This window comes from Ruegeria sp. CG4, from assembly GCF_056537185.1.
The window spans coordinates 1,035,656-1,054,104 of the sequence record NZ_JBQFRB010000001.1 but is presented as its reverse complement, the minus strand read 5'-3'; the positions used below and the strand labels follow the sequence as shown (position 1 = coordinate 1,054,104).

Annotated in this window: 19 protein-coding genes; 12 read left to right on the top strand and 7 right to left on the bottom strand. The window is 58.9% G+C overall.

Annotated features, from left to right (window positions below; translation table 11 throughout):
* Positions 1-119: 119 nt before the first annotated feature.
* The 6 genes from scpA (at position 120) to ACR0J2_RS05200 (ending at position 5,594) form a co-directional block, all read left to right on the top strand.
* Positions 120-2,246, top strand: a complete 2,127-nt coding sequence (gene scpA / locus ACR0J2_RS05225; protein ID WP_480811869.1) for a methylmalonyl-CoA mutase — start codon at positions 120-122, stop codon at positions 2,244-2,246.
* A gap of 109 nt (positions 2,247-2,355) precedes the next feature.
* On the top strand, positions 2,356-2,952 hold the full coding sequence (locus tag ACR0J2_RS05220; RefSeq protein WP_480811868.1) for a VOC family protein: 597 nt from the start codon (positions 2,356-2,358) through the stop codon (positions 2,950-2,952).
* Complete coding sequence (locus ACR0J2_RS05215) at positions 2,949-3,437, top strand: N-acetyltransferase family protein (protein ID WP_480811867.1); 489 nt, start codon at positions 2,949-2,951, stop codon at positions 3,435-3,437. Before ACR0J2_RS05220 ends, ACR0J2_RS05215 begins: the two co-directional genes overlap by 4 nt.
* Positions 3,438-3,482: 45 nt before the next feature.
* Entirely contained in the window at positions 3,483-4,163 is a 681-nt protein-coding gene (locus tag ACR0J2_RS05210; protein WP_170609951.1) for a molecular chaperone DjiA, read from the top strand.
* Between the two features lie 4 nt (positions 4,164-4,167).
* On the top strand, positions 4,168-5,181 hold the full coding sequence (locus tag ACR0J2_RS05205) for an endonuclease/exonuclease/phosphatase family protein (protein WP_170681990.1): 1,014 nt from the start codon (positions 4,168-4,170) through the stop codon (positions 5,179-5,181).
* Between the two features lie 38 nt (positions 5,182-5,219).
* Positions 5,220-5,594: a hypothetical protein gene (locus tag ACR0J2_RS05200; protein ID WP_170824812.1), complete on the top strand. Its 375-nt coding sequence runs from the start codon at positions 5,220-5,222 to the stop codon at positions 5,592-5,594.
* Positions 5,595-5,608: 14 nt separating this feature from the next.
* On the opposite strand, the gene ACR0J2_RS05195 is transcribed toward ACR0J2_RS05200, so the two are convergent.
* From ACR0J2_RS05195 to ACR0J2_RS05175, 5 genes are all read right to left on the bottom strand, one after another.
* Positions 5,609-7,153 carry a Ppx/GppA family phosphatase gene (locus ACR0J2_RS05195; protein ID WP_170805314.1) on the bottom strand — a complete coding sequence of 515 codons (1,545 nt, stop codon included), beginning with the start codon at positions 7,151-7,153 and terminating at the stop codon, positions 5,609-5,611.
* A gap of 58 nt (positions 7,154-7,211) precedes the next feature.
* Positions 7,212-7,892 carry a P-loop NTPase family protein gene (locus ACR0J2_RS05190; RefSeq protein WP_480811866.1) on the bottom strand — a complete coding sequence of 227 codons (681 nt, stop codon included), beginning with the start codon at positions 7,890-7,892 and terminating at the stop codon, positions 7,212-7,214.
* Positions 7,893-8,966, bottom strand: a complete 1,074-nt coding sequence (locus ACR0J2_RS05185) for an AI-2E family transporter (protein ID WP_170609960.1) — start codon at positions 8,964-8,966, stop codon at positions 7,893-7,895.
* A 90-nt stretch (positions 8,967-9,056) separates the two neighbouring features.
* Positions 9,057-10,031, bottom strand: coding sequence for an isopenicillin N synthase family dioxygenase (locus ACR0J2_RS05180; protein ID WP_480811865.1), 975 nt, complete (start codon positions 10,029-10,031; stop codon positions 9,057-9,059).
* The gene (locus ACR0J2_RS05175) at positions 10,031-11,395 is read right to left on the bottom strand and encodes an FAD-dependent oxidoreductase (RefSeq protein ID WP_480811864.1); all 1,365 of its coding nucleotides are present in this window, start codon (positions 11,393-11,395) and stop codon (positions 10,031-10,033) included. The genes ACR0J2_RS05180 and ACR0J2_RS05175 overlap by 1 nt, the downstream gene beginning before the upstream one ends.
* 167 nt (positions 11,396-11,562) lie before the next feature.
* Between ACR0J2_RS05175 and proS the strand changes: the two genes are divergently transcribed.
* Together proS and ACR0J2_RS05165 are read left to right on the top strand one after the other, a co-directional pair.
* On the top strand, positions 11,563-12,903 hold the full coding sequence (proS, locus tag ACR0J2_RS05170; RefSeq protein ID WP_170609964.1) for a proline--tRNA ligase: 1,341 nt from the start codon (positions 11,563-11,565) through the stop codon (positions 12,901-12,903).
* Entirely contained in the window at positions 12,887-13,780 is an 894-nt protein-coding gene (locus ACR0J2_RS05165; protein WP_480811863.1) for a glycosyltransferase family 2 protein, read from the top strand. The genes proS and ACR0J2_RS05165 overlap by 17 nt, the downstream gene beginning before the upstream one ends.
* 9 nt (positions 13,781-13,789) lie before the next feature.
* Here ACR0J2_RS05165 and ACR0J2_RS05160 read toward each other — a convergent pair whose 3' ends face one another.
* The gene (locus tag ACR0J2_RS05160) at positions 13,790-14,149 is read right to left on the bottom strand and encodes a hypothetical protein (RefSeq protein ID WP_480811862.1); all 360 of its coding nucleotides are present in this window, start codon (positions 14,147-14,149) and stop codon (positions 13,790-13,792) included.
* A 334-nt stretch (positions 14,150-14,483) separates the two neighbouring features.
* Between ACR0J2_RS05160 and ACR0J2_RS05155 the strand changes: the two genes are divergently transcribed.
* From ACR0J2_RS05155 to ACR0J2_RS05145, 3 genes are all read left to right on the top strand, one after another.
* Positions 14,484-15,470, top strand: coding sequence for a DUF6492 family protein (locus ACR0J2_RS05155; protein ID WP_480811861.1), 987 nt, complete (start codon positions 14,484-14,486; stop codon positions 15,468-15,470).
* 83 nt (positions 15,471-15,553) lie between these two features.
* Positions 15,554-16,849 (top strand): lipoprotein-releasing ABC transporter permease subunit, encoded by a 1,296-nt coding sequence (locus ACR0J2_RS05150; protein ID WP_480811860.1) that lies wholly within the window; start codon positions 15,554-15,556, stop codon positions 16,847-16,849.
* Complete coding sequence (locus ACR0J2_RS05145) at positions 16,842-17,528, top strand: ABC transporter ATP-binding protein (RefSeq protein ID WP_170609973.1); 687 nt, start codon at positions 16,842-16,844, stop codon at positions 17,526-17,528. The genes ACR0J2_RS05150 and ACR0J2_RS05145 overlap by 8 nt, the downstream gene beginning before the upstream one ends.
* Here the strand turns inward: ACR0J2_RS05145 and ACR0J2_RS05140 are convergent.
* Entirely contained in the window at positions 17,512-17,949 is a 438-nt protein-coding gene (locus tag ACR0J2_RS05140) for a DMT family transporter (RefSeq protein ID WP_170609975.1), read from the bottom strand. The genes ACR0J2_RS05145 and ACR0J2_RS05140 overlap by 17 nt on opposite strands.
* Positions 17,950-18,045: 96 nt before the next feature.
* Here ACR0J2_RS05140 and ACR0J2_RS05135 point away from each other — a divergent pair, with 96 nt between their 5' ends.
* Positions 18,046-18,447 (top strand): c-type cytochrome, encoded by a 402-nt coding sequence (locus tag ACR0J2_RS05135; RefSeq protein ID WP_170609977.1) that lies wholly within the window; start codon positions 18,046-18,048, stop codon positions 18,445-18,447.
* The last annotated feature ends 2 nt before the right edge of the window (positions 18,448-18,449 follow it).

Below are 18,449 nucleotides of genomic sequence, written 5' to 3'. Positions count from 1 at the left end.
ACCAGCGATTTGCACTCAACGCTCAATTTTCCGCGCCCGGGCCGGATTGAAGTGCGGGATTGAACATACGCGTGCTGTCGCAAACCGGCCGCGCCCCGAATTGATAAGAGGAAATCGAAATGACCGACACGAAGGACTGGAAAGCGCTTGCCGAGAAAGAGCTGCGCGGTCGTCCGTTGGATGATCTGACCAAAGAAACGCTGGAAGGCATCGACGTCAAACCGCTGTATACGCCTGAGGACACGGCGGAACTGCTGCATATGGGGTCTTTGCCGGGTTTCGGGCCGTTTACGCGCGGTGTAAAGGCGACGATGTACGCAGGCCGTCCGTGGACCATCCGCCAATATGCGGGCTTTTCCACCGCCGAGGAGTCGAACGCTTTCTATCGCCGCAACCTGGCGGCCGGTCAGCAGGGCGTGTCGGTGGCCTTCGATCTGGCGACGCACCGGGGCTATGACAGTGACCACCCGCGCGTTGTCGGAGACGTCGGTAAGGCTGGTGTGGCCATTGATAGCGTTGAGGACATGAAGATTCTGTTCGACGGCATTCCGCTGGACAAGGTCTCGGTCTCGATGACGATGAACGGCGCGGTGATTCCGATTCTGGCAAGCTTCATCGTTGCGGGCGAAGAACAGGGCCACGACAAGTCCGTCCTGTCCGGCACCATTCAGAACGACATTCTGAAAGAGTTCATGGTGCGCAACACCTATATCTATCCGCCTGAACCATCGATGAAGATCATCTCGGATATTATCGATTTTACGTCGAACGAGATGCCCAAGTTCAACTCGATCTCAATTTCGGGCTATCACATGCAAGAGGCCGGAGCGAACCTGGTGCAGGAACTGGCCTATACGCTGGCTGACGGGCGCGAATATGTTCGTGCCGCGACGCAAGCCGGGATGGACGTGGACAAGTTCGCAGGTCGCCTGTCGTTCTTCTTTGCGATCGGCATGAATTTCTTTATGGAGGCTGCCAAACTGCGTGCCGCGCGGACCCTGTGGCATCGCGTGATGACCGAGTTCGGGGCAAAGTCCGAACGATCCAAGATGTTGCGTACCCATTGCCAGACTTCCGGCGTGTCGCTGCAGGAACAGGACCCCTATAACAATGTGATCCGTACCGCCTATGAGGCGATGAGCGCGGTTTTGGGCGGCACCCAGTCGCTGCACACAAATGCTTTGGACGAAGCGATTGCGTTGCCGACCGATTTCTCGGCCCGCATCGCGCGGAACACGCAATTGATCCTGCAGGAGGAAACCGGCGTGACGGATGTGGTCGATCCGCTGGCGGGTTCCTACTACGTCGAAAGCCTGACCAACGAGCTGATCGACAAAGCCTGGACCCTGATGGAAGAGGTCGAGGAGATGGGCGGCATGACCAAGGCCGTGGCCAGCGGCATGCCCAAGCTTCGGATTGAAGAAAGTGCTGCGCGTCGTCAGGCCATGATCGATCGGGGTGACGAGGTGATCGTCGGCGTCAACAAATACCGCAAGGAACAGGAAGACCCGATCGACATTCTCGACGTCGACAACGTCGCCGTGCGCGAGGCACAGGTTGCACGTCTGGAGCGCATCCGTGCTACCCGCGATGAGGCCGCCTGCCAACAGGCGCTGGACGCGTTGACGAAGACTGCCCAAGAGGGCGGAAACCTGCTTGCCGCCGCCGTCGAGGCCGCCCGCGCCCGCGCATCCGTAGGAGAGATCAGCATGGCAATGGAGAAGGAATTCGGCCGCCACCGCGCCGAAGTGAAAACGCTGGCCGGTGTCTATGGAGCGGCCTATGAGGGTGACGAAGGTTTTGCCGCGATCCAGAAGTCCATCGAAGATTTCGCCGAGGCTGAAGGCCGCCGCCCCCGCTTGCTGGTCGTCAAGATGGGGCAGGATGGTCATGACCGGGGTGCCAAGGTGATCGCGACCGCCTTTGCGGATATCGGGTTTGACGTCGACGTTGGCCCTCTGTTCCAGACACCGGCCGAGGCAGCCCAGGATGCCGTCGACAATGACGTCCACGTGGTCGGCATCTCGTCTCAGGCGGCAGGCCACAAGACACTGGCCCCGCAACTGGTCGAGGAACTCAAGAAAGCCGGTGCCGAGGATATCATCGTGATCTGCGGCGGGGTGATCCCACAGCAGGATTATCAGTTCCTCTACGACCACGGCGTCAAAGCGATTTTTGGTCCGGGCACCAATATCCCCGAAGCGGCACAGGATATTCTGCGCCTGATCGGCGAAGCCAAGGGGTAAGGCCCAGACAAGATTTTTCAACGAAGAATCTTGTGGCGCAGATGTCCTAGGACAGCTTTACTGGGAAAGGCAGCGCGTTTTCTGCGCTGCTTTTTTTGATGGGGTGGAAATGGAACTGGATCATCTGGCCGTCGCAGGGGAAACGCTGGAGGCTGCTGCCGCGCATGTCGAGGACGCCTTGGGGGTCAGGCTTGAGACAGGCGGCAAGCATGAGAAATTCGGTACTTATAACAAGCTGCTCGGACTTGAAGATGGCTTGTATCTGGAAGCGATTGCAGTTGACCCGAATGCGGCGCAACCTGAGCGCACCCGGTGGTTCGATCTGGACCGGTTTCAGGGTGCACCGCGCCTGTCCAACTGGATCTGCCGTGTGAAGGATATCGAGGCGGCCACCGTGCCGGGTGGCCCGTTCGACCCGACAGATCTGGAGCGCGGGGCGCTGCGCTGGCGCATGATCGTGCCATCGTCCGGGCGCCTGCCTTATGACAACCTCTATCCCGCACTCATACAGTGGCAGGGCGATCTGCACCCCGCGGGAATGTTGCAGGCCAGTGGTTGCCGGTTGCTGAGATTGCTGGTGTCCCATCCCGAAGCCGCGAAACTTGCCCTAAGCACCGGACCGGTTGAGGGTGTTGAATTTCACCAGGGCCCGCCGGGCCTGCGCGCTGAATTCGAGACACCAAACGGACGTCGCGTTCTGGAATGAGGGTTCGGCAGGCACAGATTGCGGATGCACCGGCGATTGCAAATATTGCCAACGCGATCATCAGGGATACCCTGGTTACGTTCACATCCGAGGAGCGGTCTGCCGCGGGAATTGCAGCCGACATAGAAGCCCGCGGTGCGGGGTTTTTGGTGGCTGAACTGGATAGCGAGGTTGTCGGTTTCGCTTCGTATACTCGGTTCCGATCCGGGCCGGGGTATGCCGAATGCCGCGAGCACTCGATTCAACTTGCTCCATCAGCACGTGGCAAGGGGATCGGCCGCGCGTTGATGAGCCGGTTGGAAGAGGTGGCCCGGGCCGAGAGCGTCCACGTGCTTGTGGCGGGAATTTCCTCGGAAAATCCGGGGGCCATCGCCTTTCACGCTCGCATCGGTTTCACCGAAGTCGGACGAATGCCCCAAGTGGGCTGCAAATGGGGCCGCAGGTTGGATCTGGTACTGATGCAGAAAATTATTGGTCAGGACTGATCTGTCGCACCTGACACGCGCGATTTGTGGCGCTAGGGTGCGGCCATGTCGATCTGGACCCGTATATCCGATGCGCTGAGCGCACTGGCACAAGGTGAAAGCCTGACTGCCGTTTTTGAGAAACTGCGCTCACCGCCCGAAAGGTCGGTGGCCTTTACAATCGCTGTAATCGCGCTGGGGGCCAAGATGGCCAAGGCAGACGGGCAGGTGACGCGGGACGAGGTTACGGCCTTTCGCGATGTGTTCCAGATTGCCCGCGAAGACGAAGAAGGCGCGGCGCGGGTGTTCAACATGGCCCGTACCGACGTGGCTGGCTATCAGGACTATGCCCGCAAGATCGCCCGGATGTTCGACGAAGACAGCACGACGTTGTGCGACCTGATGGAAGGCCTGTTTCACATCGCCATGGCCGACGGGTTTTATCACCCGAACGAAAACGAGTTTCTGGAAGAAGTCAGCCGGATATTCGGGCAAACCGACGCTCAGTTTCTGGCGCTGCGCGCCCGGTTCGTGCCGGATGCCCCAAACGATCCGTATACCGTTCTGGGCGTGACAAGGGACATGCCGTTGACCGAAATTCGCAACATCTGGCGCAAGCTAGTGCGCGAAACCCATCCTGACGCCATGATGGCGCGCGGCGTGCCCGAGGAGGCAATCCGGCTGGCCGAGAAAAAGATGATCGACATCAACCGCGCCTGGGACGAAATAAACGGTGCAAAGGTCTGAACGGATGCGTTTGGCGACCTACAATATCGAATGGTTCGCCAACTTGTTTGATCGCCAGGATCGTCTGATCGTCGATGACGGCTGGTCCGGCCGCTATGATGTCACCCGGGCCCAGCAGGTCGAGGCGATCGCCAAGGTTCTGACGGCCATCGACGCAGATGCCATTCTGATCGTTGAGGCCCCAAACACCGGTAAAACCCAGAACACCGTCCGCGCGTTGCAGGGTTTTGCGGAAGCCTTCGATTTGCGCACCACTCATGCGGTCATGGGCTTTGCCAATGAAACCCATCAGGAACTGGCACTTTTGTTTGATCCTCAGTTGATGATGGTGCGCCATGATCCAAAGACGCGGTCTGCGCAGCCATTCGACCATCAGACAGCACCCCGGTTTGACACCGAATTTCGGATTGATCTGGATATCGACGCAACCGAGGATGTTGTGCTTTTTTCAAAGCCACCGATGGAATTGGCGGTGGAAACAAAGTCGGGTGCGAAATTTCGCCTGATTGGGGCACATCTGAAATCCAAAGCGCCGCACGGCGCGGAAAGCCGGGACGAGGCGATCCGGATTTCAATTTCCAACCGGCGCAAACAACTGGCTCAGGCGATCTGGCTGGCCCGGCGCGTCGAACAGCACATTGCCGAGGACGAACCGGTGATTTTGCTGGGTGATCTGAATGACGGCCCGGGCCTGGACGAGTTCGAGAACCTGTTCGGGCGCTCATCCGTCGAGATTTTGTTGCAGTCCGGTTTGTTTGATCCCAATGCCGCAACCGCCTACGGCTCTGTCGGCGGGGAAACACCTTCGACGGCCCGGTTTGTGCGCCGGGACAAGGGAGATTTTCTTGAGGCATTGCTGGATTACATCATGATCAGCGATCCGCTGCGCCAGCGAAATCCGGTCTGGCGAATCTGGCATCCGTTGCGGGACGACGCGATCCGTTCGAACGCGGAATTGCGGGACGCACTGCTGACGGCCTCGGACCATTTTCCCGTAACTCTGGATATTGACCTGTGATCTTTCAACGCCTTCCCGCAGTGCTTATGTTTGGCCCCATGAAACGAGTGCTTTTGATAAGTCTGATCGTGACGTCCACTGCGTTCCCAGCCAGCGCGCAGGAAGATACCGGCAAGTCCCTGATGGAGCGCGGCGCCGAGCTTTTCTTCGAAGGCCTGCGCAAGGAAATGGAGCCCACGCTCGATGATTTGCGCGACCTGGCTGAACAGTTTGGTCCTGCCATGCTGTCCTTTTTTGAGGAAATGGGACCGGCACTGGCAGAAATGACCAAGGAGATACAGGACTGGAGCGTTTATGAGGCACCGGAGATCCTGCCCAATGGCGATATCATCATCCGCCGGAAACCGCAGGACGACACCCCGCAAACTCCTGAGGAAAAACCAGAGCCGGACGAAGGTGTAACGGATATCTGAGCGTTTACAGGGGATTACCCCTTGATGATAACCTTGGTCTCGGACTTCAATGCCTGAGCCAGAGAGCCGAAGCGTGCTTCGGCGGTTTCGTTGAACAGCGGTTCGGCGGCTTTCGGCAAAATCAGATCCAACTGGCGTTTCTTTGGGAAATAACGAAGTTTGCCCATCGTGGCGTCATTCTTCATCCACAGCATTGCGCCAAAGCGCATTGCCTTGCCCAGAATCTCGGCCTGCTTCTGACTCTTTTCATCCAGCAGTTCATATTGCGGCGCGAACCGGTTACCTTCGCGTTTGTTGCGGTAGCGGTGCTGCAAGGCCAGACCAATGAACACCCTTTCCGAATGCTTCAGCCCACCCAGATTGGCGCGGGTCACGTAGTCGAAACAGACCTCTGCCCGATAATCGGGATGAGCGCGCCAACTGACATCGTGCAGAAGGCAAGCGGCCTTGACCAGCCGGACGCGGGTTGACGGGGCCGATTTGAACAGCGGCATGACGAAATCGAACAGGTGTTTTCCAAAACCGGGCAGACGGGCGTCCTTGGCTTCCGAAAAGCGGCTGGCCTCGATCAGCGGGTCGCAATCGCGCAGGCTTTGCGGCATCTGTTCGTACAGAAGCCCTTCGCGGATTCCATAGCTTGAAATGGCGATGTCCTTGGGTTTGAAAGTGCGGATCAGTCGGGACAGCACATCCATCGCGTAAGGGATCAGCGCCATGCGTGAGCTGGAAACACCGGCCCGGCTGCGCAATTTCTCGGGGTCGCCCTTTTCGATGAACCGGATGGTTTCGCGCACCTGCTTGTGGGTCATCCTGTATTCATGCAGAACGTTCAGCGGATAACCCCGCCGCAGCATGTCCAGCCGTGCAAAGGCGCGCCAGCTACCGCCGACCAGGAACAGGCGATCCCGTTGGGGGCCCAACTGATCGCGCAGCTCTTCCATGGTGGATTTGATATGCGCCTTGCGGGCGCGACGCCCGCCTTTGATGTCCCGCAGTTTCAGCGGACCCAGCGCCGATGTCACGCGGCGGCCGGTCTGGCCTTCGCCGATCTCGGCCAGTTCCATGGATGAACCGCCAATATCGCAGATCAGACCGTATGCACCCGGCCATCCCAGAAGCACGCCCTGCGCGGAGAAACGGGCCTCTTCCAGACCATCGATGATTGAAACGTGCAGACCGGTTTCGGCTTTGACCTCGTCGCAAAACTCCTGCCCGTCCTTGGCTTCGCGTACCGCGGCGGTTGCGACAACGTGCAGACCGGGCAGATCAAGGTTGTCGGCCAGATGCTGGAACCGGCGCAGGGCATCCAAAGCGCGAACACGCCCTCTGGGGTTCAGGTGCCCGGTCTCCGACAGACCCGCGCCCAGTTCGCACATCACCTTTTCGTTGTAGAAATACGCGGGTGAGCGGGCGGCCCCGTCAAATATGACCATACGGACCGAGTTCGACCCGACATCGACAACACCGACCCGGGACAAGTCCCTGACGCGGGGATCAGAAAATAGCGGTCTTCCGAAAGGTCCCCAGTCGGGGATGGTGGTATCGATAGTCTGATCCATGTCTTTCCCAGATATTCCTGTCTCAGGATGCGAAATCACCGGATTCGGGTCAATCTCTTCAATGGCCGTCGCCGGCATGGTGTTTCAGAACCCGGATCGCCAGCGCCCGTGTGATGTCGCGCCTTTCCGACAGTGCAAGTTTGTCCAACTGGGTCACCACGTCTGCCGCAGTTTCGAAACGCCGGTCCATGTGCTTGACCAGATAGGAAATCACCTCGGGTCCGGGGTTGAGCTGCCGGTCCACGAACAGCTTGGCCAGCACGGCCCCCAAGAGGGCGTCATCAGGCGGGTCCAGGGCGACCTGATGGGCGCCTTCGATACGGCTTTGCAAATCGGCCAGAGGCAGCTGCCATAGCTTCGGCGCCAGTCGTCCGGTCATCAACAGCGCGTGGCCTTCGGCCAGAACAAGATTGTGCAGATGAAACAGCGTTTTCTGTTTTTCAGCGTCACCTGCGATCATGGGTACATCTTCGACCGCGACCGAAGTCCGGGCCAACTCAGGCACCTCGCTGTGCTTCAGACCGGTGGCCGAAATGATCCGTCCGCCGGTTTCCGCCGCCCATACATGCGACAGATGTGTTTTCCCCGAACCTGCCGGCCCGCTGAGCACCAGTTTGTTGCCTGGCCAGGACGAGGCGGAAATCATTGCCACCGCCAGAGCGTTGGCGGGGGAAACAAAAAAATCTTCGCGTCCCAGCGCGGTTTTCGCCGGAAGGTCAAAGCTGAGCTGGCGTGCCATTTACTTGTCTTCCTGATCCAGCCCTTCCAGCCCGGTATACAGGCGGCTTTCCAGATATTTCGAAGTGGCAAACCGGGCCAGAACGCCGAGCGCTGCGGCGACCGGAACAGCCACCAACATGCCCACAAAACCGAACAGTGCCCCGAACACGGACAGCGCGAGCAGCAGCCAGACCGGATGCAGGCCGACCGAATTGCCGACAAGTTTGGGTGTCAGGAAATTGCCTTCGGTCACTTGCCCAAGTGCGAATACACCAGCGACCAGCCCGATATGGGCCCAGTCACCCCAGAACTGAAACAGCGCCAGCCCGATCGCCAGCGTGCCGCCGATCAGCGCCCCCAGATACGGGATGAAGGTGACGAGCCCGGCAATGAACCCGACAATCAGCCCGAACTGCAGGCCAACAAGCATCAGCGCGATGGCATAGTACGTGCCCAGGATCAGACAGACCGTTCCCATGCCCCGCACGAACGAGGCCAGGACATCATCGATTTCCCCGGCCAGCTTCTTGATTGTCGGCGCATGGTCACGCGGCAAAAGCTCGGCTATACGCGCAATCATGCGGTCCCAGTCCAGCAGCAGGTAAACGGTAACCACCGGCACGATGACCAGCAAAACGACCACGTTTATTGCCGATCCCAACGAGGCAACGACCGTTTGCAGGACATCGCCGGTCTTCGATTTCAGGGTCTCGCCAAGAGAAACCAGAAACTGATGCGAGTTGGACTGACGGTCCAGCAGGGACGGGAATTGTCGTTCTATAAACCCGCGCAGTTCCTTGAACAGGCTGGGCATGATCTCGACCAGATCGATCAGCTGAGTGATCAATGCGGGAACAACCATCAGGATCGCCAGGACGAAACCCAGCACACCGACTACGGTGATGATGCCCGTCGCCGCCATGCGCGAGAGACCCAGATTTTCAAGCCGATCCGCGACCGGATCCAGAAAATATGCAATCGCACCACCGATGACGAAGGGCAGAAGCACGTCCCCAAGAGCCCACAAAAGAAGGGCAATCACCACTGCGGCGATGCCCCAGTATCTGAGCTGATCCTTAACGGGCAAGGCCATATCGGTCCCCTGAGTTTGGCTCTTGCACGTGTTCTTGGCCCATGCGCGCCCGCGATGCAAGTGGTTCATGCCCGCTGAGATTTTGGGGTGTCAGCTGTGCAATGTTCCTAGTTCGGGGGTTTCCTCATCCGCCATTTCATCTGACCAGTTTGTGCGCCAGATCTCTGCCGACCAGTGCCCGCAATGGACTGCGGGCCGGTCAAAGCCGGGTAGGGGTGGCAATTGGGGTTGGATGACAACATCATGACGCGGCACGGCGAAATACGGAAAGGAATACCTTTCCTGCCCCGATCGGTTGACGACCCGGTGCGGAGTTGATTTCAACCGTCCCCCCGACCAAAGCTCCAGCATGTCGCCGATATTGACGACAAAGCCTCCGGGCGGGCAATCCGGAGTAATCCAGTCTCCGGCCCGCGTCTGAACCTCGAGCCCGCCGACGGGATCGGGCGCGATGATGGTAAGTGCGTCGGTATCTTTGTGCGGATGAATGCCATAGCCCGCTTCCTCGGCGGCCTGAGGCGGGTAGTGCAGCAAAGTCATATTGGTCATCGGGTCGCGGAACGCGTTACGCAGACTGTCCGGCTCAAGCTTCAACCCGGCTTCGAGCGCCCCAAGCAAATGGTCTGTTACGCGATCCAGTTCAGCCCAGTAATTCAGGATGACGTCCTGTGCGCCCGGGACTTCGCGCGGCCAGAGATTTGGCCCATAAAGGGCGCAGTCCTGACGGATACGCGCATCCGATGGGGTTTCGAAATGCAACTTATAGCCTTCGTATTTGTCGGCGGTCCCCGATCCGTCGTTCGGGGTGAAAAATCCCATGGGAATATAGCCGCGATAATTGTCACGGGTGATGGCCTGATCCCATTTGCTGCTGTCATCGATGCCGAAGATCTCACGAACGCAGTCCCGAACCTGCTCGACCATATTCGGGGGAACACCGGTGCCTGTAATCGATAGGAAGCCGATGCTGGTGCAAGCGTCCAGGATTTGCTGAACGGTGGTGTCAAAGCCCGGATGAGCCTTGTCGTTCAGGGGGGCAATGTCGATTGTAGGTATATGGTCCATCAGTTGATCCTCACCCCCTGGCGTTCAAGTTCGGCGTGAACCGGGCTCAGGTTCAATTCGTGCACGTCCTGATTGCTTTTGAGGGACAACGCCGCTGCAATTCCGGCACCCTGACCCATGACCGCACAGCAGGCCATATTTCGGGTCGCGGCATGGGCGACGCGGTCTGCGCCGTGGGAACGCCCCGCCACCAGCAGGCCCTGCACGCCTTTTGGCAGCATTGATCGGTAAGGGACCTGCATGTATCGGCCTGTGGTCGGCAAGATCAGGATGCCATAGCCGTCGATGAACTCGGGGTAGATGCCGATCGTGTCTTCGAACCGACCCTGATGGCGGGCGTCATCCTCGGTCATGTTATAGATCGCGTCGATCTTACGGGTGTCGCGGATGCCGATCGTCATCCCAAAGTTCCGCAGACGGGCGTTTTCACAACCGGGCATGAACCGGCGCAGCGCCTCGATGGCCAGCATCGACTGACGTCGGCCTTCGATCTCGCCGCGCGTCAGGCTGTCGGGGTCGGTGCCGTCTATCTCGGCCAGATGGATGAGGTTCATGTAGGTCAGCTCACCCGTGTCATGCATTGCACCCCATGTACCGGCGATGGTGTTCAGATGCGGCGGGATCAGCCCCTCATCAATGGCTTGTTGGAACGGTTTGTGCACGAAGGGCGAGAACATGTCGTCTTCTTTGCCGCTCGTCTCGATGTTCCACTCACCGCCGCCGCCCCAGTCCTTGTAGGTCTGCGGGTCGGATTTGACACCTTCCATGAACGCCCGTTTGTCGACACCGGCCAGATGGAACATGACCGAGGCCGCCATCATGTCTTCGCGTGGTGTCTTGTGGGTCGGTGCGCCAGCACGGTGAGCCACATCAGCGTCCCCGGTGGCATCAATCACCACCTTGGCCAGTATCGCCTCGCGCCCTGCCTTGGATTCGGTGATGATCCCGGTGATCCGGTTGCCTTCCATGATCGGCGCAACAAACTGACGGTGCAGCATCGGATGCACGCCAGCTTCTTCGACCAGCTTGTCTGCCACCAGTTTAAAGCCCTCGCTGTCGAGCTCATAGCTCAGCGACTGGCTTTCCGGCACCGCAGCGCCCATCTCCTTGGCACGGGTTTCGAACTCCATGCCGATGCCGCCAGCTTCGACCGTCTGTTCGTGGCGATACCAGGCGAAACCTTCGACACCGACAGTGGTGATGTTCCCTCCCATGCAACCGAAGCGGTCGACCAAGGACACTTCCGCCCCCGCCCTTGCCGCTGCCAGTGCGGCGGCAAGGCCGGCGGGGCCGGAACCTACAACAAGAACGTCCGTCTGATGAACTACGGGGATCTGGCGGGCGGGTTCCTGAATGGTTTGCACGGGGACCTCCTGAGAAAATGTTCCCGCACCATCCTGAATGCTGACTGGCGGGTCAATCAAAAAACCGACTGCTCCGAGGTCGCAAAATCGCCAATGGCCGATTGCCCCCGGCGGGGCTTTGCAATAAGCAGCTTTGAAGTCGAATTCTCACCTTTGAAGGTCATACAATGCGCCTCAGCCGTTACTTTCTGCCCGTTCTCAAGGAAACCCCCTCGGAGGCCCAGATCGTCAGCCACCGGCTGATGCTGCGTGCCGGGATGATCAAACAGGCCGCGGCCGGGATTTATTCGTGGCTGCCGTTGGGTTTCAAAGTTCTGCGCAAGTTGGAAAACATCGTGCACGAGGAACAGGCGCGGGCGGGTCATATCGCCATCCAGATGCCTATTTTGCAATCCGCGGACCTGTGGCGCGAATCCGGACGTTACGACGATTACGGTCAGGAAATGCTGCGAATGCAGGACCGTCACGGGCGCGACATGCTGTATACGCCGACGGCTGAGGAACTGGTGACCGACATCTTCCGTGGCCATGTCAGCAGCTACAAGGATCTGCCGCTGACCCTCTATCAGATTCAGTGGAAATTCCGCGATGAAATCCGCCCCCGTTTCGGCGTGATGCGTGGTCGTGAATTCTATATGAAGGACGGCTACAATTTCGACCTGAACAAGGAAGACGCGCTGCACGCGTATAACCGCCATCTGGTCAGCTACCTGCGCACTTACGAGCGTATGGGGCTGCAAGCCATCCCGATGCGCGCCGATTCCGGTCCCATCGGTGGTGACGACACGCATGAGTTCCTGGTTCTGGCTGATACCGGCGAGTCCGAAGTTTTCTATGACAGTGCTGTCACCGATCTGACCTTTGGCGACCGCGAGATCGATTATGACAACCGCGAGCAGTGTCAGGCGATCCTCGAGGAGTTTACCTCGAAATACGCGCGCACCGACGAAACCCATGACGAGGCGCTGTTCAACCAGATCCCGGAAGAGCGCCGTCGCGTGGCGCGCGGAATCGAGGTCGGCCAGATCTTCTATTTCGGCACCAAGTATTCCGAACCGCTGGGTGCAACCGTGCAAGGCCCCGACGGTAAGCCGGTTCCGGTCCACATGGGCAGCCACGGCATCGGTGTCAGCCGCCTGATCGGCGCGATCATCGAGGCCAGCCATGACGACAAGGGCATCATCTGGCCCGAGGGCGTGACCCCGTTCCATTGCGGTATCGTCAACCTGAAACAGGGTGATGAAGAAGCGGATACGGCTTGCGAAAGGATCTACAAGGCACTGACCGCGCTGGGGCTTGAGCCGCTTTATGATGACCGCAACGAGCGGGCAGGGGGCAAATTCGCAACCATGGACCTGATCGGCCTGCCGTGGCGCATCACTGTCGGTCCGCGCGGCCTGAAGAACGGCGTGGTCGAACTGACCAGCCGTCGCACCGGCGAAAGTGAGGAACTGAGCCCCGAGGCCGCGGTCACCAAGATCGCCGGGATTTATGAGCAGATCGCCTGAGCAGACCGACACGCCGCTGATCTCGGTGATCACGGCGACTTACAACCTGCTGTCCCAAGGGCGGCAGGACAGTTTTCTGGGCGTCATCGAATGCATGGCGCGGCAGAACTGCGTTCGGGCCGAGCACGTCATTCAGGATGGCGCTTCGTCGGATGGAACAACTGCGTTTCTGAATGAGGCGACGGCAGACGCCCTGCGTACACGCGTGATCAGCGCACCGGATGCCGGTCTGTACGATGCGATGAACAAGGGGGCACAGGCCGCGCGCGGAACGTATCTGCTGTTCCTGAACTCGGACGACGCTCTGGCGTCAGATGATGTGCTTAACATGGCGGCGGATCGGCTTGAGGCAACCGCGCCCGATTTCCTGTTCGGGTCGACACTGCGCAAGCACGCGGACGGATCGGAAAGCCGGGAGAAACGGATGTCACTTACGGCGGTCCTGCAGCGGATGCCGTTCTGCCATAACTCGGTTTTCATAAAACGGGATGTCTTTCTTGCACTGGGCGGACATGACACGCAGTTTCGCGTTGCTGCCGATTACGACCTGATGCTGCGCCTGGTCGGTGGTGGCTATCAGGGCGAGCGGATGGATGATCCGGTCTCGTTGTTCTGGGAAAGAGGTGTGACCAGCGACGATGAGGCAACAGGGCAGGACTATGCCCGTGTCTGGATGCAATACTACGCGGATTTCAAAACGGCCCATGGGCTGACGCAGCAGGATTTCTTTGGATACTATCGGCGCGGACACATGCCGGCCAACCTGATGCTTGAAGTTCTGCGTCGACCCGATACGCCCGAGGCGATCAAACGGGCCGCACGCCATTGCCTGTTAAAGACCCTGCGCCGTTCGGTGCAGTTTTGGCGAAAGTTCTAGTTTCTTAATTCAAGTGCCGTTCCGGGATGGGCGTGCCGCAAGAACTTCTCCATCTGCCTGCCCGCCATGGGCGACGACAATCGGACGCCCAAGCTTACGCACCAGATCCTTGAATTCGAACCCAAGAAAACGCAGTCCACAGACCCGCTCGCCGGATGTTCTGTCGGTGATGCACAGGCGGCCCCTTCGGAATGCCAGCCTGTATCCTTTGTCTTTCAGGATGTCCGCCAGGCTACCCCAGCTTGCCGCGCTGGCGAATAACGGGCGGATTGCTGCGCGCAGCAGAGCCGCTGTTTCGCAATCGAGTTCTGTTGATGCCGTTCGGGCCACAATAGAACCCGACACCTCGGTCTTCCGCTTAATTAACATGAGCGACCCCCGCTCCGAAATGTGTTCCCCCATTACAGGGTGTCAAAATTTCTCAGAATAATCAAAATTTGAAATAAAATTACTCTGAAAATGTTGCATTTTGAGTTCAATAATTCACGCAATACCCGCATTGATATCATAGGTGAAACAATTCAGCGCTGTCTGTGAAGGATGTCACAACTATTGGTATAGCCCGCTTGTTGCTCTGTCGCCTTAAGCCCGAGCCCTTCCAGACGGACCGACCGCGTTTGATTCGTTCCGGCATTGCAATTGCCGGGCTGGACACAAGATATCAGAGTGGTAAATCGGTCTGGTTGAGACGGGGGATACGGACGTGCTGAGTTTTGCAACGGTTGTGTATTCCAAGGACTATCCCTTGCTGGAATTGCAGGCGTTGTCATTTGCCCGGTTCGTTGACCCCCGAAATGTCGCATCGATCCATGTTATCATGAACGACATTGACGAGGCGTCGCTCAGACAGAAGATCGATCCAATCCTGCCGTCTTATGGTCCGTTGCTGCCCAAGGTTAAGGTGCTAAGCGGCGACGACGTATTGCTGGGCACCGGGCATTGTTCAGAACGGCCCTGGCGTGACCGGGTCCTGATCGAGAACCGTTTCCGGATTCCGTTCGCCCGAAAAGGCGGGTGGCGGGGCAACAACGGGTATCGCGCTCAGCAGGTGCTGAAACTGGGTGCCGCACGCGTGGCAGATGCTGAGAATATCGTTATCCTGGATACCAAGAACGTGTTTTTGCGCTCCTTTGAACAATCTGAGTTCTTTTCACAGGATGGCGCTGCCCAAATCCCGTTCATTCCGGTTCAAAGCGATTTTCACCGCAATTGGTTGTCTGAGAGTTTGGAGGCACTTGGGGTTAACAAGCCCGATACCGCCGATCTTGAAACAACGAACTTTGCGACACCGTTCCCGGTCCGACGATCGCTTGTTTTGGCGCTGCTGGACGAAATCAATGCGCGTTACGGTTCGGTGCAGGCTCTCTTTGCGTCGCGGCGGCGGCCTTCCGAGTTCATGCTACTTAACGCGTTTTGTATGGGCTCACCTGAAGGTTACGGGCCTTGGTTTCAGCCGATTGAAAACAACAGCGTCGGTTTGTGGCCCACCTATTCGCAGGATGTTCTGAGTGCGCAGGTGTCACGACTGGACGATCCGCAGTCACTCAGCCTTGGATTGCACAATCGGGCGGTTTCGAAACTGCCCGAAGATCTGCGCGAACGGGTATTCAAGGCATTGGAAAGCCGCGGCATCAGCGACCCGGCCAGAACAAAGGCTGTATTGGATCAAACTTCGGCCCTTTCCGGCTAGCACAGACACTGGCGGTGACAAGTCGCTTGACCATCCGGGCAAATGCCGAAAGGGTCGCCGCAAACAGAAAAACCGGAGCAGGCATGGCCACCACACCCCCGCCCTTTGCCCCTTTTGAATGGAAAATCGCCTGGCGTTATCTGCGCGCCCGTCGAGCCGAAGGCGGCGTCAGCGTGATGACCTGGATTTCCCTGATCGGGATCACTCTGGCCGTGTTTGCCCTGATCGCGACCCTGGCGGTGCGGTCCGGGTTCCGGTCCGAGTTTGTCGGTACCATTTTGGGAGCCAACGCGCATGTCACCGTCTATTCGGCTGGCCAGATCGGCCAGCAGGGCAGTGTTGACAGGACGATTGCGGATTTTGACGGCATGGCCGCGCGTATCGCGCAGGTTGACGGGGTCGAGCGGGCCGCGCCATTGGTCAAGGGACAGGTGCTGATCACCAACCGCGACCGCAGCAGCGGGGTCGAGGTCTTTGGCATTCGCCCCGACGACCTGCGGGATTTGCCGGGTATTGCTGAAAGTGAACAAGCCATTGGTGATCTGTCCGGGTTTCAGGACGGTGAAGAAGTGGTTGCCCTTGGTTCCGGCGTTGCCCGCAGCATCGGGGCGACAGTCGGCGATACGATCAAGCTGACCTCGCCCAACGGGGTCAAAACCGCCTTTGGCACGTCGCCGCGGGTGAATGCTTACCGCGTGGTCTATGTCTTTTCGGCCGGCCGCTACGATATTGACCGGACCCGGGTCTACATGCCGTTTGACAGGGCGCAGATCTTTTTCAACCGCGAAGGTGTCGCGGATGAGATCGAGGTGATGGTCGCGCAGCCCGAGGCACTGAACCCGATCCTGATACCGATACTTGAGGCCGCAGGCGAGCGCAGCCAGATCTGGACGTGGCAGGACGCTTCGGGCGGGTTCTTGCGCGCGCTCGAGGTCGAGGACAACGTGATGTTCATCATCCTGTCGATCCTGGTGCTGATCGCGGCGATGAATATCGTCTCTGGCCTGATCATGCTGGTCAAGAACAAGGGGCGGGACATCGGCATCCTGCGCACCATCGGGCTGAGTGAAGGGTCCGTTCTGCGGGTGTTTTTCATTTGCGGGGCATTCACCGGCATCATCGGAACGGTGATGGGCGTGATCCTTGGGTGCCTTTTCGCCATCTATATCGATCCGATTTTTTCCTTCGTGAACTACGTCATGGGAGGCGGTGTCTGGGATCCGTCCATTCGGGGCATCTACGCTTTGCCCGCCGAGTTGCACCTGACCGATGTGCTCAAGGCAGTCGCGCTTTCGTTGGGTCTGTCCTTTCTTGTCACCTATTTCCCTGCTCGTCGTGCGGCGCGGCTGAACCCGGTTGAGGCGCTGCGCTATGAATGATGTGACGATGCGGCTGAACGGTCTGACCAAGACCTATCTGAGGGGCACTCCGGGCGAGGTTCAGGTTCTGCGCGGTGCAGATCTGGAACTGCGCGCGGGTGAGGCTGTGGCGCTGGTGGCACCGTCGGGTGCCGGAAAGTCGACGCTGCTTCATATTGCCGGGCTTCTTGATGCCCCCGATGCCGGATCGGTTGAAATTGCGGGTCAGGATGCCTCGGGCAAAGGCGACCGTACCCGCACAGCATTGCGGCGGCGCGATGTGGGATTTGTCTATCAGTTCCACCATCTGCTGCCGGAATTCACGGCGCTTGAGAATATAACCCTTCCGCAACTGGCCAATGGCGTATCCGAAAAAGCTGCCCGTGAACGGGCTATGTCACTGCTGGGGCGGGTTGGGGTTGCGTCCCGCGCCGATCATCGCCCGGCGGCCCTGTCAGGAGGAGAGCAACAGCGCGTTGCATTCTGCCGGGCGCTGGCCAATGCGCCGCGCGTTTTGCTGGCGGATGAACCGACCGGCAATCTGGACCCTGAGACCTCGGATCAGGTTTTCGATGCGCTGATGTCACTTGTGCGGGGTGAGGGGCTTTCGGCGTTGATCGCCACTCACAACCCGGATCTGGCCGCGCGGATGGACCGGATCGTGCGGTTGGACGGCGGTGTTCTCAAGCCAGTTGAGTGATGGCGACGCCAACTGCCATAACAGCAATCCCGCCCGCCCGCATCCAGGTTAGGGGTGTGATCTGGGCGCCAAACAGACCAAAATGGTCAATGGCGGCTGCACTGATCAACTGGCCCAGCAGGACAAAGAACACTGCGTTACCGACGCCAAAATGCGGGGCCACGTGGGTGATGGACAACACATAAAAGGCGACCAGAACGCCGCCGAGGAACAGGTGCTTCGGGGCTTCTGAAATTTTTGAAAGCGCGTCGAAGCCGGGAAACACCAACATGACCAGCGCCGAAGCGGTCAGGGCAACGGCGAACAGAACCACTGCCGCCGTGGTCGGCGACCCGATCAGTTTACCCAAGGCCGCATTCAGACCCGCCAGCAGAGGCACGCCGACCCCGGCTGCCAGCATGATGGCTGCGTATTGTGTCATTGCCCGATCCTTTGCCCTTGTTGCGTTGATCTGGATCATTGCCCCTAGCCGCAGAACGGGCAAGCCTGCAATTGCCAATCCTGACAGGAGATTACGATGAAAATGTCCGCCGCCCGGGTCACATTTCTGACAGCCGTCTTTCTGGCATCACAAGCGCCAGCACAGGATGCCGAAAATGGTGGCCATTTGTACCTGCGCCACTGCGCCACCTGTCACGGGATCGAAGCAACGGGTCAGGGTCCGATGGCCGGTGTCTTGGTTATTCAGCCCACTGACCTGACCAAATTAGCGGATGCAAATGGGGTGTTTCCACGGGCAAGAGTTGTGGCACGGATCGACGGGCGCGATCCTCTGGTTTCGCACGGCAGCCCGATGCCTGTGTATGGGCCGTTCTTCGAAGGGCAGGACACGGCGATCAAAACGCATGATGGCCAGCCGATTCTGACGAGCCAGCCAATTGTCGATCTGGTCGCCTATCTGGAAACGCTGCAAAAGTGACG